The 18701-nt window shown below is 38.4% G+C and carries 19 protein-coding genes; 15 read left to right on the plus strand and 4 right to left on the minus strand.

Features of this window, described 5'->3' with window-relative positions; genetic code table 11:
* Positions 1-2 precede the first annotated feature (2 nt).
* Positions 3-1742, plus strand: coding sequence for a tetratricopeptide repeat protein (locus T344_RS0101170; protein ID WP_027627201.1), 1740 nt, complete (start codon positions 3-5; stop codon positions 1740-1742).
* 132 nt (positions 1743-1874) lie between these two features.
* Positions 1875-2210 carry a helix-turn-helix domain-containing protein gene (locus tag T344_RS0101175; RefSeq protein WP_027627202.1) on the plus strand — a complete coding sequence of 112 codons (336 nt, stop codon included), beginning with the start codon at positions 1875-1877 and terminating at the stop codon, positions 2208-2210.
* A gap of 556 nt (positions 2211-2766) precedes the next feature.
* Here the strand turns inward: T344_RS0101175 and T344_RS0101180 are convergent.
* Together T344_RS0101180 and T344_RS0101185 are read right to left on the minus strand one after the other, a co-directional pair.
* On the minus strand, positions 2767-3633 hold the full coding sequence (locus tag T344_RS0101180) for a tyrosine-type recombinase/integrase (protein ID WP_242842013.1): 867 nt from the start codon (positions 3631-3633) through the stop codon (positions 2767-2769).
* 178 nt (positions 3634-3811) lie between these two features.
* A complete protein-coding gene (locus T344_RS0101185) occupies positions 3812-4363 on the minus strand; it encodes a helix-turn-helix domain-containing protein (RefSeq protein ID WP_027627204.1) in 552 nt (183 codons plus the stop codon).
* A gap of 155 nt (positions 4364-4518) precedes the next feature.
* On the opposite strand from T344_RS0101185, the gene T344_RS0101190 reads away from it, so the two are divergent.
* From T344_RS0101190 to T344_RS29540, 12 genes are all read left to right on the plus strand, one after another.
* Positions 4519-4740 (plus strand): helix-turn-helix domain-containing protein, encoded by a 222-nt coding sequence (locus T344_RS0101190; RefSeq protein WP_027627205.1) that lies wholly within the window; start codon positions 4519-4521, stop codon positions 4738-4740.
* Between the two features lie 172 nt (positions 4741-4912).
* Positions 4913-5515, plus strand: a complete 603-nt coding sequence (locus T344_RS0101195) for a hypothetical protein (RefSeq protein WP_027627206.1) — start codon at positions 4913-4915, stop codon at positions 5513-5515.
* 86 nt (positions 5516-5601) lie between these two features.
* Positions 5602-5895, plus strand: coding sequence for a hypothetical protein (locus T344_RS0101200; RefSeq protein WP_027627207.1), 294 nt, complete (start codon positions 5602-5604; stop codon positions 5893-5895).
* A 14-nt stretch (positions 5896-5909) separates the two neighbouring features.
* The gene (locus tag T344_RS0101205) at positions 5910-6167 is read left to right on the plus strand and encodes a hypothetical protein (RefSeq protein ID WP_027627208.1); all 258 of its coding nucleotides are present in this window, start codon (positions 5910-5912) and stop codon (positions 6165-6167) included.
* Positions 6151-6642 (plus strand): hypothetical protein, encoded by a 492-nt coding sequence (locus T344_RS0101210; protein ID WP_027627209.1) that lies wholly within the window; start codon positions 6151-6153, stop codon positions 6640-6642. Before T344_RS0101205 ends, T344_RS0101210 begins: the two co-directional genes overlap by 17 nt.
* A gap of 336 nt (positions 6643-6978) precedes the next feature.
* Entirely contained in the window at positions 6979-7152 is a 174-nt protein-coding gene (locus tag T344_RS30910; RefSeq protein WP_154669406.1) for a hypothetical protein, read from the plus strand.
* 293 nt (positions 7153-7445) lie between these two features.
* A complete protein-coding gene (locus T344_RS0101215) occupies positions 7446-8246 on the plus strand; it encodes a nuclease-related domain-containing protein (protein WP_027627210.1) in 801 nt (266 codons plus the stop codon).
* A 997-nt stretch (positions 8247-9243) separates the two neighbouring features.
* Positions 9244-9882 (plus strand): glycoside hydrolase family 11 protein, encoded by a 639-nt coding sequence (locus tag T344_RS0101220; protein WP_027627211.1) that lies wholly within the window; start codon positions 9244-9246, stop codon positions 9880-9882.
* A gap of 179 nt (positions 9883-10061) precedes the next feature.
* Complete coding sequence (locus T344_RS0101225) at positions 10062-10919, plus strand: formylglycine-generating enzyme family protein (protein ID WP_027627212.1); 858 nt, start codon at positions 10062-10064, stop codon at positions 10917-10919.
* Positions 10920-11140: 221 nt separating this feature from the next.
* The gene (locus tag T344_RS0101230; protein WP_027627213.1) at positions 11141-12034 is read left to right on the plus strand and encodes a lysozyme family protein; all 894 of its coding nucleotides are present in this window, start codon (positions 11141-11143) and stop codon (positions 12032-12034) included.
* Positions 12035-12046: 12 nt separating this feature from the next.
* Positions 12047-12793, plus strand: a complete 747-nt coding sequence (locus tag T344_RS0101235) for a sulfite exporter TauE/SafE family protein (protein WP_027627214.1) — start codon at positions 12047-12049, stop codon at positions 12791-12793.
* A gap of 122 nt (positions 12794-12915) precedes the next feature.
* Complete coding sequence (locus T344_RS29540) at positions 12916-13704, plus strand: flavodoxin family protein (protein WP_051571524.1); 789 nt, start codon at positions 12916-12918, stop codon at positions 13702-13704.
* 387 nt (positions 13705-14091) lie between these two features.
* Here the strand turns inward: T344_RS29540 and T344_RS0101245 are convergent, their stop codons facing one another.
* Both T344_RS0101245 and T344_RS0101250 read right to left on the minus strand, forming a co-directional pair.
* Positions 14092-15756, minus strand: a complete 1665-nt coding sequence (locus T344_RS0101245; RefSeq protein ID WP_027627215.1) for a peptidoglycan-binding protein — start codon at positions 15754-15756, stop codon at positions 14092-14094.
* Positions 15757-16102: 346 nt separating this feature from the next.
* Positions 16103-16804 (minus strand): Pr6Pr family membrane protein, encoded by a 702-nt coding sequence (locus T344_RS0101250; protein ID WP_027627216.1) that lies wholly within the window; start codon positions 16802-16804, stop codon positions 16103-16105.
* A 345-nt stretch (positions 16805-17149) separates the two neighbouring features.
* Here T344_RS0101250 and T344_RS0101255 point away from each other — a divergent pair, with 345 nt between their 5' ends.
* Positions 17150-18277 carry an ROK family transcriptional regulator gene (locus T344_RS0101255; protein WP_027627217.1) on the plus strand — a complete coding sequence of 376 codons (1128 nt, stop codon included), beginning with the start codon at positions 17150-17152 and terminating at the stop codon, positions 18275-18277.
* Positions 18278-18701: the final 424 nt, after the last annotated feature.

The raw sequence follows: 18701 nt of genomic DNA on the forward strand, positions 1-18701 counted from the left end.
ACATGATTAATAATGGGATAGCTGAAACTTCAATTGTAGAAAACAAGAAAAAACGCAGCATGGGAAAGTTTATCATTGGGACTGCTCTGGTATTAATAATTATTGCTTTGGGATTCCTTTTCTTTACTGGTAAAGCTTTTATGTTCATTGCAGATGGATATTATAAAGCACATAAGTTTCCAGAGTCAGTACTTTATTATGAGAAAGCTGCCAGTTTGGGCAATAGTAAGGCACAGACAGGATTAGGTATGCTTTATGAACTTGGTGCAGGTGTCGAAGTTGACATTGAGAAAGCACTTAAATTTTATACTGAAGCAGCAAATAAAGGCGATGCAGAAGCACAAAATAGACTCGGAGATATTTACGATGGTTACGAAGGATATCCAGTTGATTATAAAAAAGCATTCCAATTGTTCTCAAAGGCTGCAGATAGAAATTATCCTGATGCGATAATGAATCTTGGTTGGATGTATTTAAATGGATATTCGGTTGACTTGGATTACAATAAAGCAAAAGAATTATTTGAGCAGGCTGCGAAAAAGGGAAGTGCTGCGGCATATTGCCAGTTAGGGGATATGTATCTCGAGGGCAGAGGAGTTCAAATTGACTTAAAGAAATATCGAGAATATTATTCGGAAGCTATTAAGATATATGAAAAACAAGCTTCTGAAGGCGAAGTTGAAGCTTTAAATAAATTGGCAAACATTTATTTTGGAGGAACAGGCGTAGACGTAGATAATGAGAAAGCCAAAGTTTATTTTGACGAATTGATGAAAATAGGGATTCCTGCTGGATATAAAGGGATGGCTTTTTTCAATTATCAGGGAAGAGAAGGTAAAGTTGATATACAAAAAGCAGTAGAATTGTATACTGCTGTAGCAGACAAGGGAGACAGTGAAGCACAGTATAGTCTGGCAAATTTACTTTTTGATGGAAAGGGTATTGAAAAAGACATTAATAAGGCAATTGATTTCTATAAAATGGCTGCTGATAATTATAATGTTTTAGCATGTAAAAAGTTGGCGGCTATCTATTTGAAGGGTGAAGGTGTGGTGAAAGATTCAACCCTGGCGGAGAAGTATGAAAAGCAAGTTGTCGAGTTTTATACGAGGTCAGCAGAGCAGGGGAACGCAGATTCAATGTACCAGTTGGGTATTTTTTATGGCACAAAAGAAAATTTACTTTATGATGCAAAAAAATCAGCGGAATACTACAAAAAATATACTGAACAATGTAATATGCAGATACAGAAAGGATCTGTTGAAGCAATAAACAAGGTGGCAGTTATTTATGATAAAGGCTTGGGTACTACGGCTGATATACAAAAAGCTGTAGACTATTATAAACAAGCAGCAGATAAAGGACATTATATTGCATCGAAAAACCTTGCGTATAAATATACGGATGCTGGCAGCAAGTTCTATAATCCAAATTTGGGGTACAAGTTAATGAAGTATGCGTCAGAGTGTGGAAATGCCGATGCAATGAATAGATTTGGTGTATTGAATTACAAAGGAGAAGGAACAGAAAGCAATATTGCCGAATTTATTAAGTGGATAAGTAAAGCTGCGGATGCAAGTGACGCAAATGCTTTATATAATCTCGGACAGGCATATTATTATGGCGTTGGAGTTGAGAAGGATGTTATAAAGGCGAGTAATTTTCTTGAGCGGGCTGCAAATTTCGGAAATAAAGACGCTGAAAAATTATATTTTGATATGAAAAACAAAGGAGAAATATAATTTATCTACTGCTATGTGCTATAAGCATATAAAATTATTATGCTAACGGCAGGTTTATCATTCGCTAATATCCATATAAAGTAAAAGTGATGCTGGCTGCATCACTTTTTGTGAAGAAAGAGTGGATATAAAGTGAATGAAAAGGTGCTGGATTTACCAGGAATAGGAATACGAATTAGGACAGCAAGAGAAAAAATTGGATTGACCCGTGAACAGTTTGCCGAAGCTGTGGATTTAAGTGCTCTCTATATCGGCCAAATTGAACGTGGACAGAGAACGATGAGTTTAAATACGTTTGTACGCATTTTGGAGTGTTTGCATGAAGATCCAAACGAGATAATCTTTGGCGAACAAAAGGAGCGGCAGATTGACACCAGTGGTGTTCAGGCTTTGCTTAAAAAATGTAACGAGCGGGAAATGAAATTGGCAGAAGAAATGCTGAAACTTGTTTTAACCTATGTTAAATGAAAAAATCTCGATGCCTGGCGATTAGGGTATCGGGATTTTTGCTTTATTGGGGCTGCTGCAATGGTGAGGACAAGGTTGTTTTGTTTATTTGATTATTGGATGAATATAATGAAGGATGCGGATTCCTATGGTTAATGGTTAACAGGAATATTCATTGAAACATAAGCTTAAGCATACCTAAAGCCATATCAATAGCCATATCTTCAAGCTGACGGAAATATCCTTAAATTATAACTTCATCACAGCATAATGGATATTTATGGAACTCCCGAAATCTCTTTATATATATAAGAAACTCGGGAGTTTGTACCATAAAGGGATTCCTACAGATATGCTGAAGCATCATCCTTTTATGGGATGAATGGGCAAGCTACGGTCACATCATTTATGCTGGACTTAAGGATATGCTTGATATAAGGCTTAAGATATGGCTAAAGTTAAAGCTTAAGCTTAAGCATACCAGAGTAGTCCGTATGTTTATTCCTCAACAGTCAGATAATATATTTCTGTAAGTACTGCAAGAATCAAGAAAGCAGAAACAAACTGTATATGTATTTTATAATAACTTCTCCACTGCCGCTATCTTGTCAGTGCGAGGGGTATGCACATAGAAGCGTGTGGTGGTTTCTACGGAGCTATGGCCTGCCAGCCTTGATACGGTTGGAAGTGGTACACCTTCCTGAATAAGCTTGGTACAAAAAGTATGCCGAATGACATGGCTGCTGATTCTATCAATCCCAGCGTCAATACAATACTTTTTTAGTATTTTGTCTACGGCTTCCCTTCCAAGTGGGCCACGCTGACCGACAAAAACTCGGTCGATAGTGGCAGAGCGGATCTGTAAATATGCCTCTATCGCCGAGCGGGCTTGGGCATTGAGAGGACATTCTCTGTATTTTCCACCTTTGCCTTGGCGGACGATGATGTGGCTAAAATTATGACTTCCGTTTCTTGAGGTCAAAATTATGTCGGGGATTGTTAGGGATACAAGCTCTGAAACCCGTAACCCGCAGTTATAGAGCAACTCAAAGATTGCGATATCCCGTTTGGAGTCAGCAGCGTAGATTGCCCGCTTGAGCTTATTGAGTTCTACACGTTCCAGCGTTTTGATTTCACGGTCGGATGGATCGGCCATTATCAATCCAGAAATGGGTATGTCCTTGCTCAACCCTTGTTCAACCAAAAACTGGTTGAAGCTTTTCAACGCTGCCATTTTCCTGTTAATAGTGGCAGGCCTTCTTTTTAGGACATTGAGAAGGTAGCTTCGGAACTCCCGAGCGTCTTGCTCCAATATCTTTCCGTCAAATTCCTTGCCGTATGTAATTGCGAACCATTCGAGAAATTCATGCACGTCGGAGGCAAAACTGCTGACGGTATTCGGACTCTTCTGTGCCAACTGCAGGTGGTTTTCATATTCGGTCATCCAATACAATTCGATTTCCCCTTTCTACATAATAGGAATGATTAAGCATACTGGTCATATAATCTGGCTTCATAAGTATACATTATGTAGCCAGTTGACGATTTGCCGAAACGAAAGTATGCTGTTTTCCGTGCTTCAAAATAAGAATAAGATTCAGATATCTGGTCACATAAGTTTTTTATGATTCACTTTTACTGTCTTCTGGCATAAATATTAGTTCCAGTAACTTGTTTAAATTGTGAAACGTATCGGCGGCGATAGAACTATGCAGATCGAAAACTTGCTTGTTAAATACAGTAGTCTCCCGTCTCAATCTATGCAAGTCATTAAAGTAAACTGTCATATCGCTTATCATCCGAAGCAGATGCTGCAATTCATCTTCTGTTGCCTCTTCGCATTTAAATAGATCAAATGAGGCTGATAGATTCTCTAACAAGGAGTATGCATTGCGGATGTTCCCCATGGAAGCATCATCCAGGACGCTTAAAAATCCACTCAAGTCATTTGTTCTGTTTACTATGCTTGAATCTCTTATATTTGTCCTGCAAAACAAAAAATCCAACGATACCTCAAAGTATCTGCTCATCTTATCAATAACATCATAGGATGGGTAGGATTTGTTTTTTTCGTACTTATTAATTGCCCCGTCTGAAACGCCAAGTATTTCTCCGAGTTCACGCATTGAAAGATTACGTTCTTTCCTCAACATATTTATTCTTTCACCAATCATTGGAAATCCTCCTTTTTTATGAGTATATCATAATGGAAAACAAACATGAAGTTCATTTAAAAAAAATACGAACTAAAACTCGACATTACACATGAACACAGAGTAGAATTATACATATAAAAGGAATTAAAGTTCATAAAAGGGAGGTGAAGCCAATGGATGTCTATTACCAATTTAGGTATCAATACGATCTTGATAAACTCAAGATGGAACGCATCAGACAAGGAATGAGTATGCGAGAAATGGCAGATAAATCAGGGCTTGATATAAAGACGGTTATGCGTGTAGAACAAAAGCAGGTTACTCCACGGCCTCAAACCGTAGGTAAAATGATTCGAGTTCTTGGAATGGAGCTGGAAGACTTCATCTTGAGATAGAAGCTGGAATTGAAACTATGGGGCAAGCATCGAACTTCTTGGCACTGCAGGATATGATATAGAAGCCATCCATGATTTTGAAGGTTTTCGGTGTCGGTTCCTGAAAGCGAAAGAAAGACGGGAATTAAGTGGACGATAAAGGATAAAGAAATCAACGAAAGGATGATGTGAAATGGCAGGTTATATTGATAGAATTCAAGAAAAAGCAGTAGAGACATGGAGCAAGTATATAAGACTTGATGGAATTACTCAAAGGCTTACTCCAAAAGAGTTCTATGCTGAAATGCAGTTAGAAAGAAATTGGGTATTGGAAATCATTAAAAGCGGTATCATAAGCAACTTTACAACAGCAGATTCACTTGAGGGTGGACTTAAAAACTACTTCATTATTAATGATTTAGGCGAAGGAGTTGTATGCGAAAAATGCAGATCGACAGGTGCAGTAATCTTGTTGATGGATGAAAATTATCTTGATAATTTGGGAAACAAGGTTTTTCGCCCAAGTCTTGAAACCTATTATTTAAAAAGAATTCAGCCCGAAAGTGACGAATTTGTTAGGATGTTTCCTGTGCCCGTAAATGCCGAGAGTGATTACTGGTACTGTCCCAGATGCAATCAGCTCCATAGATTTGGATATACAGAAAATAAAAAAGTAATATATGAACAGAAGGTAATACCAGTGAACATAAATGTTAAAGAGTATCAGGAAAGAAAGGAAAAAGAAATGAAAGCCCTCTTAAAAGATCCATTTGAGGCTTGGCTTAAAAATTTATAGACAAGTCTGCTTAAAAGGCCGAGGGTATGTGCGATTAAGATAATTCAGTAGGTAAAAATATTTAATGAAAACTGGAGGAGACAAAAATGGTGAAACGGAAAATTGATACTCTAAACGACACAGGGTTTCTGATTGCATGTGAGATAGTACCATATTTATGTAGGGGCAAAACGGTTGAGCTTATTGCCAATTGCATGGTGGACGGCTACATGGCAACTGAAGCAATTATTCTTTTACCAGAGATATTAGCGAAAATTGAGTGTGGTATCCATTTCCAAATGTCATCAAAAGATATCACTGCTGATGGTTCACCAAAAGATGGAGACGAACAGATTCGTTATAGAATCAAATTAAAACCAGGCTGTAAAGCAATCGCGTGATCGGGAGGTATACGATGACGGAAGAAGAATTATACGATGAAATCGTCCGACTCATCACAACGGGTGAAGTAGAGCGTGTAAGTATTGTTGGACAGTCAGCGAACGATGCAACTCTTGATCCACTGACGGATGCTGAAGAAATTATAAAGGTAATGGGCTTAAACTCAAATATAATAATTGAACAAGATGCAAAAACAAACCAAATTTCTTGGACTGTCCACTCCATCGGGACTGCTACAAAGGGGGGATTAAAGGATGGTAACGAAAACTGATAAAGAAGGATTTGTCGATTACGATGAACTGTTTGATAAATTGCTTAACATGAGTATCGAACCTATTTTCCGAACAGCATATGCAGGCTGGAGTTTCAGTGAAAAATCTGGGGTAGCACTCATGGATCTGCGGACTGGCGAACTGGTCACAAAAAGCGTAAATCTGGGAAAAGAAAGAGAATCTGCTGCTGACCACGAGATTGTTGTTTATTACATTCCTGCAGATCAGGATATCATAAATTGGGACAACGTACTGATTCCAAGTGAAATGTTGACTTGGGGATATATAACTCCAGAACAATACACTGAAATTATGGCTGGCGGTGGAGAAGACATTATCGAAGATGTGAGGCGAAGGTATCTACAGAAAAGAAACAAGACCTTGGAAGAGCTCGCAATTCTGGAATACACTCGCAGTGAAGAACTCGATTGGGTTTTTCTTCATTTTCAACTTCGAGATCGGTACCGAGAATAGATGTGGTTACATGACTAAAATTGATTTGGTTGTGATAACGAGGGATTGATTATAACCATTTAGATGTTATAATAATGGTACAAGGTTGAAACTCCATGTCCCAGGGCAATCCCGCTTTCCCTCCAAAGGGCAAACCGTGGTTCCCTGACCCAACTGAAAAATAAATGAAGATGAGACCTTGAGATAAGCAATTTCGGCTTATTTCAGGGTCTTTTTTATTTATCTGAATGGAGTATCAAACCCTTGATTCTACTGGTGTTACGGCAGTTTTGATGAGTTGCCTGACCCCCGCCTTCCCCAAAAATGTGTGTGCCTCTCGGTTTTGGGGGCCTGTTTTTGGGAGGGAAAGCGAGTTTGCCTTTTTTGGGTGGATGGAGGGAAGGGGGGAGTGACCCTATACACGCCGAGCGCTGCCGGTGGCAGAAGAAGCGAAGGCGATTATTGAGCAGCGCAAGGAGCAATGCGACCTGGAGGGAGCAGAGCGACTATGCGGCAAGCCGGGTACATTAAAGAATGCCGAGCGCTGCCGGTGGCATTAGTGTTTTTTGCTTATTAGCAAAAAGGGTTTTATGATTTTAAATTTCAGATGATTATATATAACCGTGTCAGATATTCACCGATTTTAAGGTATATCTAAGACGGTTTTTTTATTATTTCTCAAGCCAAGTTAGAGCATTTTACTCCATGCATTTCATTTTTAGAGAGAGCAGGAAAATATAGACTTTAATTACAAATTAATATAATATTATACAGTAAAATACATATGTTTATAGACGGAAAAAAGATTAAGGGAGTGAGTTCTTATGGCATGTATTCAAACAAAGAAAAAAAGCATTATCCAAAAGCCTGTTTCTTACCTGTGTACAGGGCTAATCTTAATAGTTGCAGGATATATAACGTTTAATTATTCATACTCAATTGTAAATGCTTTAAAAACATTTTTCAGAGGAGCGGTTACGGTACTAAAGGATTTCATTAATCCTTTAAGTGGGATTAACATTCCTTTGAATGTTCCTACAATGATAACTGCTGTTTTGTTAGCATTAAGCGCATGGTTTATCGTAAAAGGAATCAAGAGTATCATACATAACTATAAAGATTCTGATGTTATAAGGTTTTTGTCAAAACTCCCCAGCGATTATTATTTATTTAATGATGTTAAAATTGAAAACAACTCAATTGACCACATCGTGGTTTGTCCCAAAGGCATATTTACTATAGATACAAAGAATTGGAAGGCTTCTGCTCAAAAGAATCTAAAGTATAATAAGCAGTATAATATGATAAAGCAAGGAATATTGAATTCTAAACTTTTAAATGATTTTCTACAGAAGAACCAAGCGGGAAACTATTTTGTTAATACAATTGTTGTATTTGCTGACTGGGATGAGAAACTGAAAGAACATTTCTCTGATATACCGGTATTACAGCCAGAACAATTGACCCAACATATTACCAGTTTCCCGGATAAGTATTCTTTCGATGAATGCAAAAAAATTGCAGGTGCACTGAAAATTAATCTATTTCCACAGGTAAGTCCTGCAGAAGAAAAAAGTCAGAATAAAGAAGATACTTCAAAGAAGAAATCTGCTCAAAAGGTATAAAGGATTAAACATCTGGAGGTAATTCAGATGGTAATATCAAAGTTAGTTAAAGTATTTTTTTAGAAGTTTATATGGCTTGATGGCTATAGTATAATTGGGTAGTATATAGTTATGAATAAATTTGTATGTGAAGTGAAAATTTCAACTAACCAAGGATGAATCAGCCCAACATTTTGCATGCAGGGTTTAGAGTTAAGCATATCTTGACGATGTAATTTACACGATGCTGAATTTTGGATATCATGCTGTCTATGGACCAGCAAGTTATTAAAAATAAAAGTCTGCTTATTGATTACTATTGTAGAAAGTATTACATCAAAACGTATCAATATTCAACAAGACGTAACTTTTTAAAATATTTTTATAAAACTGACAACATTTTACATGAAAATCTATTTACAATATTATACATAAATGGTATTATTAATTTGAGGAGGAATTTACAATAATTTACATTTGGGAGGTGGAAAAGAAATATACCGATAGTATTTTTCTTATGAAAATTTTCCTTACATATTATCTTATTAAGTCATTCTTGTTCACAACTAAGTAATTATCAGCAATGTGTTTTCCTTCGAAAAATTTTTCATAACTCAATCAAAAAGTATTTTACTAATTTCCAGTAACAGAAGAAATTCTATTTCAATATGAATCCAATTAATAAATCTATTAAAAAAGCGGAGCTTTTATAGGCTCAGGCAACTATGCAATAATTTTATGTAAATATTTATTGCAGGTATATTTAGTTTACCATTTTTACCGGTTTCCTTCTATTTTGAATTTCAATTTTATGTTTTCAAGTGAGAATATTTTCTCAGTAAGGAGGTGACAGTCAGATGTTAACGGTATACGACACAGGATAAGTAATGTCCGGAAAAGTGAAGCAGCCGTCAAAAACATGAAAGGGAGTGGTTGCTAAAAAAATATTTAAAAAATATCAAATAGTACACAGACAGGTATTGACAAGTAAAATTAAAAATTTTAGGAGGGTTATAGTATGATTAAATTAAATAAGAAGGCTTTGGCATTATTTTTTGCCATTACAATGAGTTTTACATGCGTATTTGCAGGAACTGCATATGCTGCTACAGATTACTGGCAAAATTGGACGGATGGGGGCGGAACAGTAAACGCTACCAATGGATCGGGCGGCAATTATAGTGTTTCGTGGACAAATTGCGGAAATTTTGTTGTTGGTAAAGGCTGGAACACCGGATCGGCATCCAGAGTGGCAAACTACAATGCCGGCGCTTTTTCGCCTTCAGGCAATGGATATCTGACTCTCTATGGATGGACGAGAAATTCACTCATAGAATATTATGTTGTTGATTCCTGGGGCACTTATAGACCTACCGGTACGCATAAAGGCACAGTGTCCAGTGATGGAGGTACTTATGACATATATACAAGTATGCGTTACAACGCACCATCCATCGATGGTACTCAAACTTTCCAGCAGTTCTGGAGTGTCAGACAATCCAAGAGAGCAACCGGAAGCAATGTTCAAATCAATTTTGCCAACCATGTCAATGCATGGAGGAGTAAGGGAATGAATCTTGGAAACAGTTGGTCCTACCAGGCATTATGCGTAGAGGGATATCAGAGCAGCGGCTACGCCAACGTAACTGTATGGTAACAGCCTGCCTTTTGAGCAGGTCTGCTTATGGAAACCTGGTGTTTCCGGAGTATTTGGAATTATTTTAAACATTATTTTGCTAAGGCCTGCCGGTTTCACAGCCGGCGGCCTCATATTAAAAAGCATTGGAAGTACGTTACGGTCTACAATACTTCCTGTCAGGTTAAAGGAGAGATATCATGAGAAAACTATTTATTTTCCTTTTATTAACCATAATGATTGTTATCAGCGCCTGTTCGCAAGAAAAGACGGACAGCTTTGTATTAGTCAAGGGCGGGACTTTCATAAACACGAAGTCCAATTACTATAAAAAAAGCGTATCAATACCAGACTTTTATATGGGCAAATATGAGGTATCTCAAAAAGAATGGACTGAGGTAATGGGAAGTAATCCGTCACAATTCAGGGATAATGATTTGCCGGTAGAAACGGTGAGCTGGTATGACTGTGTGGAATACTGCAATAAAAGAAGTGTTAAAGAGGGCTTGCAGCCGTACTACAATATAGATAAGAATAAATTGGATCAGGATAATAAGAGTGAAAACGATGATATAAAATGGACGGTGACTACAAATCCGGAGGCCAATGGTTACCGGCTGCCCACCGAGGCTGAGTGGGAATATGCCGCAAGCGGGGGTCAGTTGAGCGGGAGCTGTACCTACAGTGGAAGCAACAATGAAGAAGATGTGGCATGGTATTGGAGAAATGCAGGCAATAAACGCCTTTCAGGGGATTGGAGCTGGCCTGCGATAGAAAACAACAAAAACAGGACAAAAACTGTCGGCGCCAAGAAAGCCAATGAGTTAGGACTTTACGATATGTCTGGCAATGTAAGGGAATGGTGCTGGGATTGGTATGGGGACCCGGACAGCAACAGTGGTTCTCAGCGGGTCTGGAAGGGCGGCGGTTGGCTCGGGGACGTCAAATGCTGCGAATCGTCTTACAGGGGAAAGTTCGAGGCCAATGGAAAAGGCGCCGATCAAGGTTTTCGCGTGTGCCGCGGGGGGCTTGAGGCAGCAGGAGATTCTGGAGAATAGGAAAATAAAGTTTACAACAGATATATAAATAACCGTGTTAGATATTTCTAAGACGGTTTTATTATTGCCTTTTTACGATGTTTTTCCGGATTATTGGAGATATTAAGTATTCAAAAACCGAAGCATAATTGGCAGTTATTCCTAAAAAAACTTCCAAAAAGGGAAGGGCATTGATATAATATTCATGTTGTACCAAAATATCCGGTCCGGAGGAAGATGAATTGAAGAAAAGTAAAAGACTTTTAGCACTTATTGTTGTATTTTGTTTTGCAATAAGCTGTTTTTCACCCATTCATTCGTATGCTCAGACAAATACGGTTACTTCAGACAAGACAGCTGCAACAGGCCAGACTGCAAATCCGCAAAATACACAAGATACAAAAAATGATAAAGACACCAAAAATGAAAACAATACAAAAGAATCAAACAATGCAAAAGAATTAAAAGATACCAAAGATACCAAAGATACCAAAGATACGAAAGATACAGTAGTTACACAGGATGCAGAAGATAAAAAAACTGCAGAAAACGGAGAAGATATTAACAAAGCTGATGATAAATCCGGAATAAAAGGAGCAGAAAATCCAGCCGATCCCGGCCCGGAAGTGGAGACTGCCGCACCTCCTGATGCAGAAGCGAAAGACAAGAATGAAGATGAAGAGGATTTATGGTTTAGGAAGCAGAATCCAATGAAAAAGGAGCATCAACAGCTGCTCTGGGATTATTGCAAAAAAAGAAAAGTAGACTATATAGATATGCTTGCACTGATTTATACAGAGAGCAATTTCGATGAGAAGTGTTCTACAGGCAAGTATTACGGCTATTTTCAGATCAGCCGGGGGAATTGTGCAAATCTTGCGGCAGAGCTGAAAACAAAAAACAAACCTCTTGACGGTGCTGTAAATATAAACTGGGGTACGGCCATGTACAGCTGGATACTGGCGGACAAGCGAGTCAAGGATGCTGCCGACGACAAGAAACGTGACGTGGCGCTGTCCATATACCAGAGGGGACCCGGGGGGTACGACAAATACGGCATCAGTACAAGTTTTCTTAAGATATATTACAAAAAAAGGAATAAAGTTCTGGAATGGTATGAAGAAAAAAATAAATAAAGGTTATACAGGATGGAAATACAGATATATTTGTTTTTAGCAGTATCAGGAGCATATTTGATTAAAAGCCTGACAGGTTTTGGCAACACACTGATAATTAATTCACTTCTGTCAATAGTCAAAGAAAACAGGTTTATAACCCCTGTAGATCTGCTGTTGGGTCTGCCTGCGAACATATACATGGCGTGGAAGGATAGAAAAGCCATAGATGTAAAAATTGTTGCGCCTTTGTCAATAATGGTGCTTGCAGGGAATATTCCAGGCATATTACTGCTCAATATGGGCGGGGATAAGCAGTTAAAAACCATTTTGGGGGTAGTGCTTGTTTTACTGGCAATTGAAATGTATGTCAGAAAGCCTCAGCTGTCTGAAGCACAGGGAAGCAAAGCCAACGGTTCCGCTATTTACATGGTTGGAATTATTTCAGGCGTTTTAATGGGGCTGTTTGGTATCGGTGCGCTTCTGGCTGCCTTCATTGGAAGACAGACCGGCGGCAGGAGTAATTACAGGGGTAATTTATGCTTTGTATTCGTAATTGACAATCTGTTCAGGCTTGTGATGTACTGTATCAACGGTCTGATTAACCTTAAGATTCTGGCTGTAAGCTTAAGTTTATTGCCTGCGGTGGCAATCGGAATGTTTTTTGGAAGGAAGATAGATTCAAAAATAAGCGATAAGGCTGTAAAAAATGCTGTTATTGCCCTATTATTTATCTCAGGTATAGTTTATATTGTAAAAAACCGGTTTGGGATACTATAACCACACAATACACGTATATTGTATATAGGGGTTTATGATACGACAGCCAATAATGGCCGGGGATAATGGTTAAATGTTTATGGTCTGATCATTGAAATGGAATGGAACGGAGCAGTGAGGTTGTGAAAATATTGCTATTGAACAGCAGTTACAGGAAAGAGGGCAATACGGCAAGAGTGCTGGAATGCATAAAAGAGGAAATACTTCTGACAGCAGGGCGGCAGGGTTTAAGTGCTGAGTTTGAAACTGTGTCCCTGGCGCATGCGGATATACAAATTTGCCGGGGCTGCCGCAGGTGCTTTGACAGGGGAGAAAAGAGCTGTCCTTTAAAGGATGAGGTTCCGGGAATAAAAGAGAGGCTGGATAGTGCTGACGGTGTTGTTCTGGCAAGTCCTGTTTATGTGGAGGATGTCAATGGTATTATGAAAAACTGGATTGACAGGATGGCTTTTAACAACCACCGTCCCGCATTTAGCGGGAAACCGGCCATAATTCTGACAACTTCGGGCACATATTCCTCAAAGCACGCTCTTAAAACCATGGAAACGGCTTTTAATGCCTGGGGAGGCATATCTGTGGGAAAAGACAGGTTTAGAACGGGAGCTTTCACAGGTAAAGAAGATATAAAAATTAAGAACCTCAAGAAGATCAAAAAGCTGTCTGCCAGGCTGTACAATGCAATTACACACAAAACTGAGAGGTATCCGTCGGTTTATTCTCTGATTTACTTCAAGGTACAGCAGAAATACTGGCAGAAAACCAAAGACACCCGGACATTTGACTATACCTACTGGAAGGAAAAAGGCTGGCTGAACAACGACTGCAGCTATTATACCCGGAACTCTGCGGGGTGGATCAAGATAAAATTTGCACGGCTGTTAGGCAGTATTATTTCAGTATTGTTTACCTGAATTATTTATTTAATTTAACTCGTTGTGCTAGTTATTCTATATTTGCTTTACCTGTATAATTTTTTATATCAACTGGTAACTTCCGTACTAACTTCACGAAATAGGACGCACCAAAAACAATTACGAAAATTGTATCGCCACAATTTCAATTTGCACAACATGTTAAATTAACCGTCATGCGGTTAAAACTGCCTCTCAACTTTGAAGTTTGTACGGAAGTGCCGGTATATTAGTATTGATTTCATACGGGAAAAGTTTGATCAACTAACCCGCACAACAGGTTAATTTAAAAAAATGCCCCCGGCGCCATAAGGCCCGGGGGCATTTTTCCAAACGTGCTGCTGTTTGTTTAATGTAATGAGTTCTCAATATTATATTTTGCCGGTACTAAAAAATTCTGTATGCGCATTCGAAATGATTTATCCAATAGGATGAATTAATAGAGGTAATCCTTACCCTTCCCTGGCTGGAGGATGCATCTACCATCTGACCGTTGCCCAGGGCAATACCCACATGGCCCCGGTAGGAAATTATATCGCCGCGCTTGATGCTTTTCATGCTTGAAATTCTCTGGAATTTGCCTGTATTCTGCCAGGAGTAGGAGGTCATATAACTTTGTCTGATACCTGCCTGATTCAGCACCCAATATACAAAACCGGAGCAGTCAAAAGTGTTAGGCCCCTTTGCACCGTATACGTATCTGGAACCGATTTTTGATTTTGCTATTGAAATTATCCGTTCTACCGTTGAACTGGAGGAATAGCCGGAATCATTGCCAATGCCGCTGTTTCCTCCTGAATTGCTGCCGCCCGAGCCTGAATTTGAACCGCTGCCGGAAGAGCCGCCGTTCCAGCTTTTTGCACTGTCCGAAAGAAGCTTGCTTATGGTCTGTGATCCGACTTTACCGTCTGCGGACAGTCCGTTGCGTTTCTGGAAGTTTATTACAGCGTCATTCGTATCCGAGCCGAAATAGCCGGTTACACTCTTAAGATATTTCAGTTTTTTCAGATAGGTTTGAATATTTTCAACATCCGAACCCTTGTCACCGGTTTTAATGCAATATTCCTGGGCATCACCGGACATTAACAGTTCCTTTGTGGCAGGTCCCATATATCCGTCTGCTATAATGCCGTTGATATCCTGGAAGTGCTTTACAGCCAATACCGTATCGTTGCCGTACTTTCCGTCGGGCTTCGTTGTCAGATAACCGAGCTGACCAAGTCTTTGCTGGAATTTCAGTATTTCGTCGTTTTCGTCACCCAAATAGAAGGAGAGAGGTACTGCTTCAGCAGAATATAATTTTTCACGGGTATTTTTACCTACGTTTCCATCATCAAAAAGACCGTTTCTCTTTTGGAATTCTTTTACTGCAGCTTCAGTATCCGTACCGAAATAACTTGTGACCTTATTCAGGTAGCCCAGTTCGTACAGGCGCGTTTGAAGCTGTTCCACATCTGTGCCCTCAGAGCCTATGTACACAGTGTATTCTTTTGCGTCGTCGGACATAAGCAAATTGTAGGTTTCAGCGTTGACTTCGCCCGTTATTTCCAGCTCATGTTTTCGTTGAAACAGTTTTACGGCTGTTTCTAATGCTTCACCGAATTCCTCGGTAGGTTCGTCCGACTCCAGGTAATAAAGCTGAACCAGTCTTTGCTGGATAACGGTAACAATTTCGTCTTTTACTCCAAGCTTTATTATGTCACCTTTTGAAGGGTCCATGGGCGCTTTTTTGCCGCGGGAGACCTTATCTGCTGAAAATTTACCTGCTTCCGCACTTGCTTCAGACGAAGCGCCCTTTACAGCTTTTGCCGGGGTGCTGTCAGAGGCATGGAGTGCAAAAGTATCTGAGGTTTGGTTATCCGCCGTGGATAAAGGAATACTTGGGCCGGATGGAAGAGAAGTGGCTACGGCAACTGCGAGGGTTATCACCAAGGCTCCCGAGGCTGAGATCAAATAATATTTGAATTTTCTGGGGTATTTTTCTTTATATGCTTTAATCTTCCGTGTAAGATTGCTATAAAGGTGTTTTGCATTTTTATTTTTTTTACTCATGTTTTCTCCAATAAATTATGTATTATATTAAATTTTGTATAGAAATGGTTTTTAAAAAACTACGTATTCTTTTTATTTTTCACGCAATAAAAAACCACTTCCCACATAAAAAAATTGCAACAGGAATTGGTAATAGATTTGAAACAAAAAGAATTAATTACAGGATAATGCAATCAAAAAAGAAAGTTTTAAAAATATGTTTTACCAGACAAAACTTTATGTAGGCATTAAAATTCAATTGTGACAATTCCTAGTATACATAATTTTTTTAAATGCATGGTAACATGATAACACAATATTAAAACATTTTCATTGCACATACATTACAATGTGGCAGGATTAGACATTATCTCGTCTGTAATACGTCAAATTTCGGGGAATGTCTCCTTATTTTTACTCTATCTACAATGAATATCAGGTAGCCAAGAACTAAAAACCCAAAAATCAACAGACAAGCATTTTTGATAACCTTAATCCAGCCAAGCAGCTCAACGTCAATAAAGAAGTATGGATAGGGACTTTTAACAATTTCAATAACGCCTCCGAATCTGGCGCGGATTAGAATAAATATAAAATAAGCAATAGGAAGCATCAGCCATACTATGGGATCAAACCAACGGAAATTGAGCTTTTCATCAAAAACCAGCCAATCGGTTAAAGCCGCAATCGGAACAAAATAATGGACCAGCATGTTTTGCCAGTTGAATATAGTGTAAGCAGCAGCTGCGGCACTCAAAAACTTTGGAACCAAAACAAACTGATAAATTATGAAGGTCACGGCTATAGCCATTGTAACCGCACCCTTGAAATGAGGAAGAAATACCGTCGTACCCTTGATACCTTTGTTTTTTAAATCCAGGAAAGTTTTAATTATGAGGATGGCAAAGAAAATAAAGCATAAGGCATTGCTTTGAATAGTATAAAAAATCAGCATGTAAGGTGCGGGCTTCCCGCTGGGAAGGCCCGAGTTGAGGTAAAGTCCGATTCCACAACCTGCTAAAAACAGAATTCTAAAAATTAATGCGAACAAGCGATTATGAATGCACATGACATTTCCTCCGCATGAAGCTAATTTTTAATACTGCAACGCCGACAATATTTACTTTTATATTTTGATTATATCATCAATGTATTTTATTTAAAACAATTTGAAGATATGTATACAATATATTTTTTAATTTCATATATAATACTGTATTAATATGGTATAATTAAGCATATGTAACAAAACCACTGTAGAAATTACATAAAATACAACTCCTATTTGTCACAATATAAAAATTATCATAAAAATCCTTATCTTCTTTTGTTTAAACTTTGGATTGCTTTAAAAATCAAAATATATTATTATAAATACATTATTAAAAGACATTTATAAAACTGGGTGATTATTATGACGACTGGTAGAGTAAATAGTATCGAGGTAAAAAAAATAAATAGAAATGCCATATATAATTTCCTATATATGAGAGAACCAATTTCTATCCAGGAGATAGCATACTCTTTAAATATGAGTCTGCCAACCGTGACTCAAAATATAAAGGAGTTATATGAACGCGGGTTGGTCATAGAGACAGGCCTGTTTGAGTCCACAGGAGGACGCAAGGCCAAGGCCATATCCTATAACAGTACGGCCAAATATGCAGTTGGTCTGGACATAACAAGGAACCATGTGGGTATTGTTATGATAGATCTCAGTGCCAAAGTTATCAGGAATTATAGGAAGTTGTTTCCGTTTGTCAACTCAAAGGAATATTTTAAAGGTGTAGGCCATCTTGTAAACAGCTTTATTCTGGATTGCAAAATAGAACCTGAGAACATATTGGGTGTCGGTATAGCATTGCCTGCTATTTTGTCCGATGACAGCCGTTCAGTGAGCTACGCCCAGGTTATTGACTTTGAAGGCGGCAGCATTACTGCCTTTGAAGAGTTTATTCCATACAGATGCACCTTCAGCAATGATGCAAATGCTGCCGGTTTTGCCGAAAGATGGGGGGATAAGACAGACGAAAGTGTTGCATATTTATCTCTGAACAATTCTGTGGGCGGATCCATTATAATAGGCAAAAACATTTACAATGGTCAAAATCAGCGGGGCGGCGAATTTGGGCATATGACCATCGCTCCTGCCGGGAGAACCTGCTATTGCGGACAAAAAGGCTGTGTGGATGCCTATTGTTCTGCGAAAATATTATCTGACAGCACAAATGGGAATATTGCGGAGTTTTTCAGACTTTTAAGATTGGGGAAGGAGCCTCAGAAAAGTATATGGGAGGAGTATGTATCATATCTTGTGGTAGCCATTAACAACTTAAGGATGCTGTTTGACTGTAAGGTAATCCTTGGGGGGTATGCCGGTGCATACATGGACGAATATATTGACGAACTGAGACAAAAGGTATCAAAATACAACACCTTTGAAGTGGACGGAACATATTTGCATGTATGTAAATACAAGCTGGAAACAACGGCAGTGGGAGCAGCTCTGCTCCATGTTGAAGAGTTTATAAAAAATATCTGATAATTCAAAGATTTTGTATTTTCTTAAATAAATTCTGAGATTTCTGGAAAAATAAAGTGTATGTATCCTTCATCAAATTGATGGTATTATGGGTTACGTACCTTTTTTTTATTAATTCATAATTTCCGTTCAAAATAATTCTAAAAAGTGGGTTATGAGGATACATATAGGAACAGCTGTATAGCCGCATGGACGCTTTATGCAAAATTACTAAAAAAAAATTGATTATTTTAAAATTGTATATTGACTTTGTATAAAAACACGATATAATCTTATTAAAAGTAATTTATAAAAGTCTTATATAAATATATTCGCTGAATGTGTTTTAGAAAACGTTTGCGATAAGTGTATATTTGTATAGGAATTCATAATTGCCATTTTGGCTCTGAATTGCAGCTGTCAATTTAGAACAAATCTATTCAGG

The sequence above is a fragment of the Ruminiclostridium cellobioparum DSM 1351 = ATCC 15832 genome, assembly GCF_000621505.1.
Classification (GTDB): Bacteria; Bacillota; Clostridia; order Acetivibrionales; family DSM-1351; genus Ruminiclostridium; species Ruminiclostridium cellobioparum.

Coding starts and splice junctions, on each gene's coding strand:
- T344_RS0101225 (WP_027627212.1), top strand. CDS start 10,062: ATGAGAAAACTATTTATTTTCCTTTTATTAACCATAATGATTGTTATC.
- T344_RS0101180 (WP_242842013.1), bottom strand. CDS start 3,633: ATGACCGAATATGAAAACCACCTGCAGTTGGCACAGAAGAGTCCGAAT.
- T344_RS0101200 (WP_027627207.1), top strand. CDS start 5,602: ATGGTGAAACGGAAAATTGATACTCTAAACGACACAGGGTTTCTGATT.
- T344_RS0101185 (WP_027627204.1), bottom strand. CDS start 4,363: ATGATTGGTGAAAGAATAAATATGTTGAGGAAAGAACGTAATCTTTCA.
- T344_RS0101250 (WP_027627216.1), bottom strand. CDS start 16,804: ATGTGCATTCATAATCGCTTGTTCGCATTAATTTTTAGAATTCTGTTT.
- T344_RS0101235 (WP_027627214.1), top strand. CDS start 12,047: ATGGAAATACAGATATATTTGTTTTTAGCAGTATCAGGAGCATATTTG.
- T344_RS0101255 (WP_027627217.1), top strand. CDS start 17,150: ATGACGACTGGTAGAGTAAATAGTATCGAGGTAAAAAAAATAAATAGA.
- T344_RS0101190 (WP_027627205.1), top strand. CDS start 4,519: ATGGATGTCTATTACCAATTTAGGTATCAATACGATCTTGATAAACTC.
- T344_RS0101205 (WP_027627208.1), top strand. CDS start 5,910: ATGACGGAAGAAGAATTATACGATGAAATCGTCCGACTCATCACAACG.
- T344_RS0101170 (WP_027627201.1), top strand. CDS start 3: ATGATTAATAATGGGATAGCTGAAACTTCAATTGTAGAAAACAAGAAA.
- T344_RS0101215 (WP_027627210.1), top strand. CDS start 7,446: ATGGCATGTATTCAAACAAAGAAAAAAAGCATTATCCAAAAGCCTGTT.
- T344_RS0101220 (WP_027627211.1), top strand. CDS start 9,244: ATGATTAAATTAAATAAGAAGGCTTTGGCATTATTTTTTGCCATTACA.
- T344_RS0101245 (WP_027627215.1), bottom strand. CDS start 15,756: ATGAGTAAAAAAAATAAAAATGCAAAACACCTTTATAGCAATCTTACA.
- T344_RS0101195 (WP_027627206.1), top strand. CDS start 4,913: ATGGCAGGTTATATTGATAGAATTCAAGAAAAAGCAGTAGAGACATGG.
- T344_RS0101210 (WP_027627209.1), top strand. CDS start 6,151: ATGGTAACGAAAACTGATAAAGAAGGATTTGTCGATTACGATGAACTG.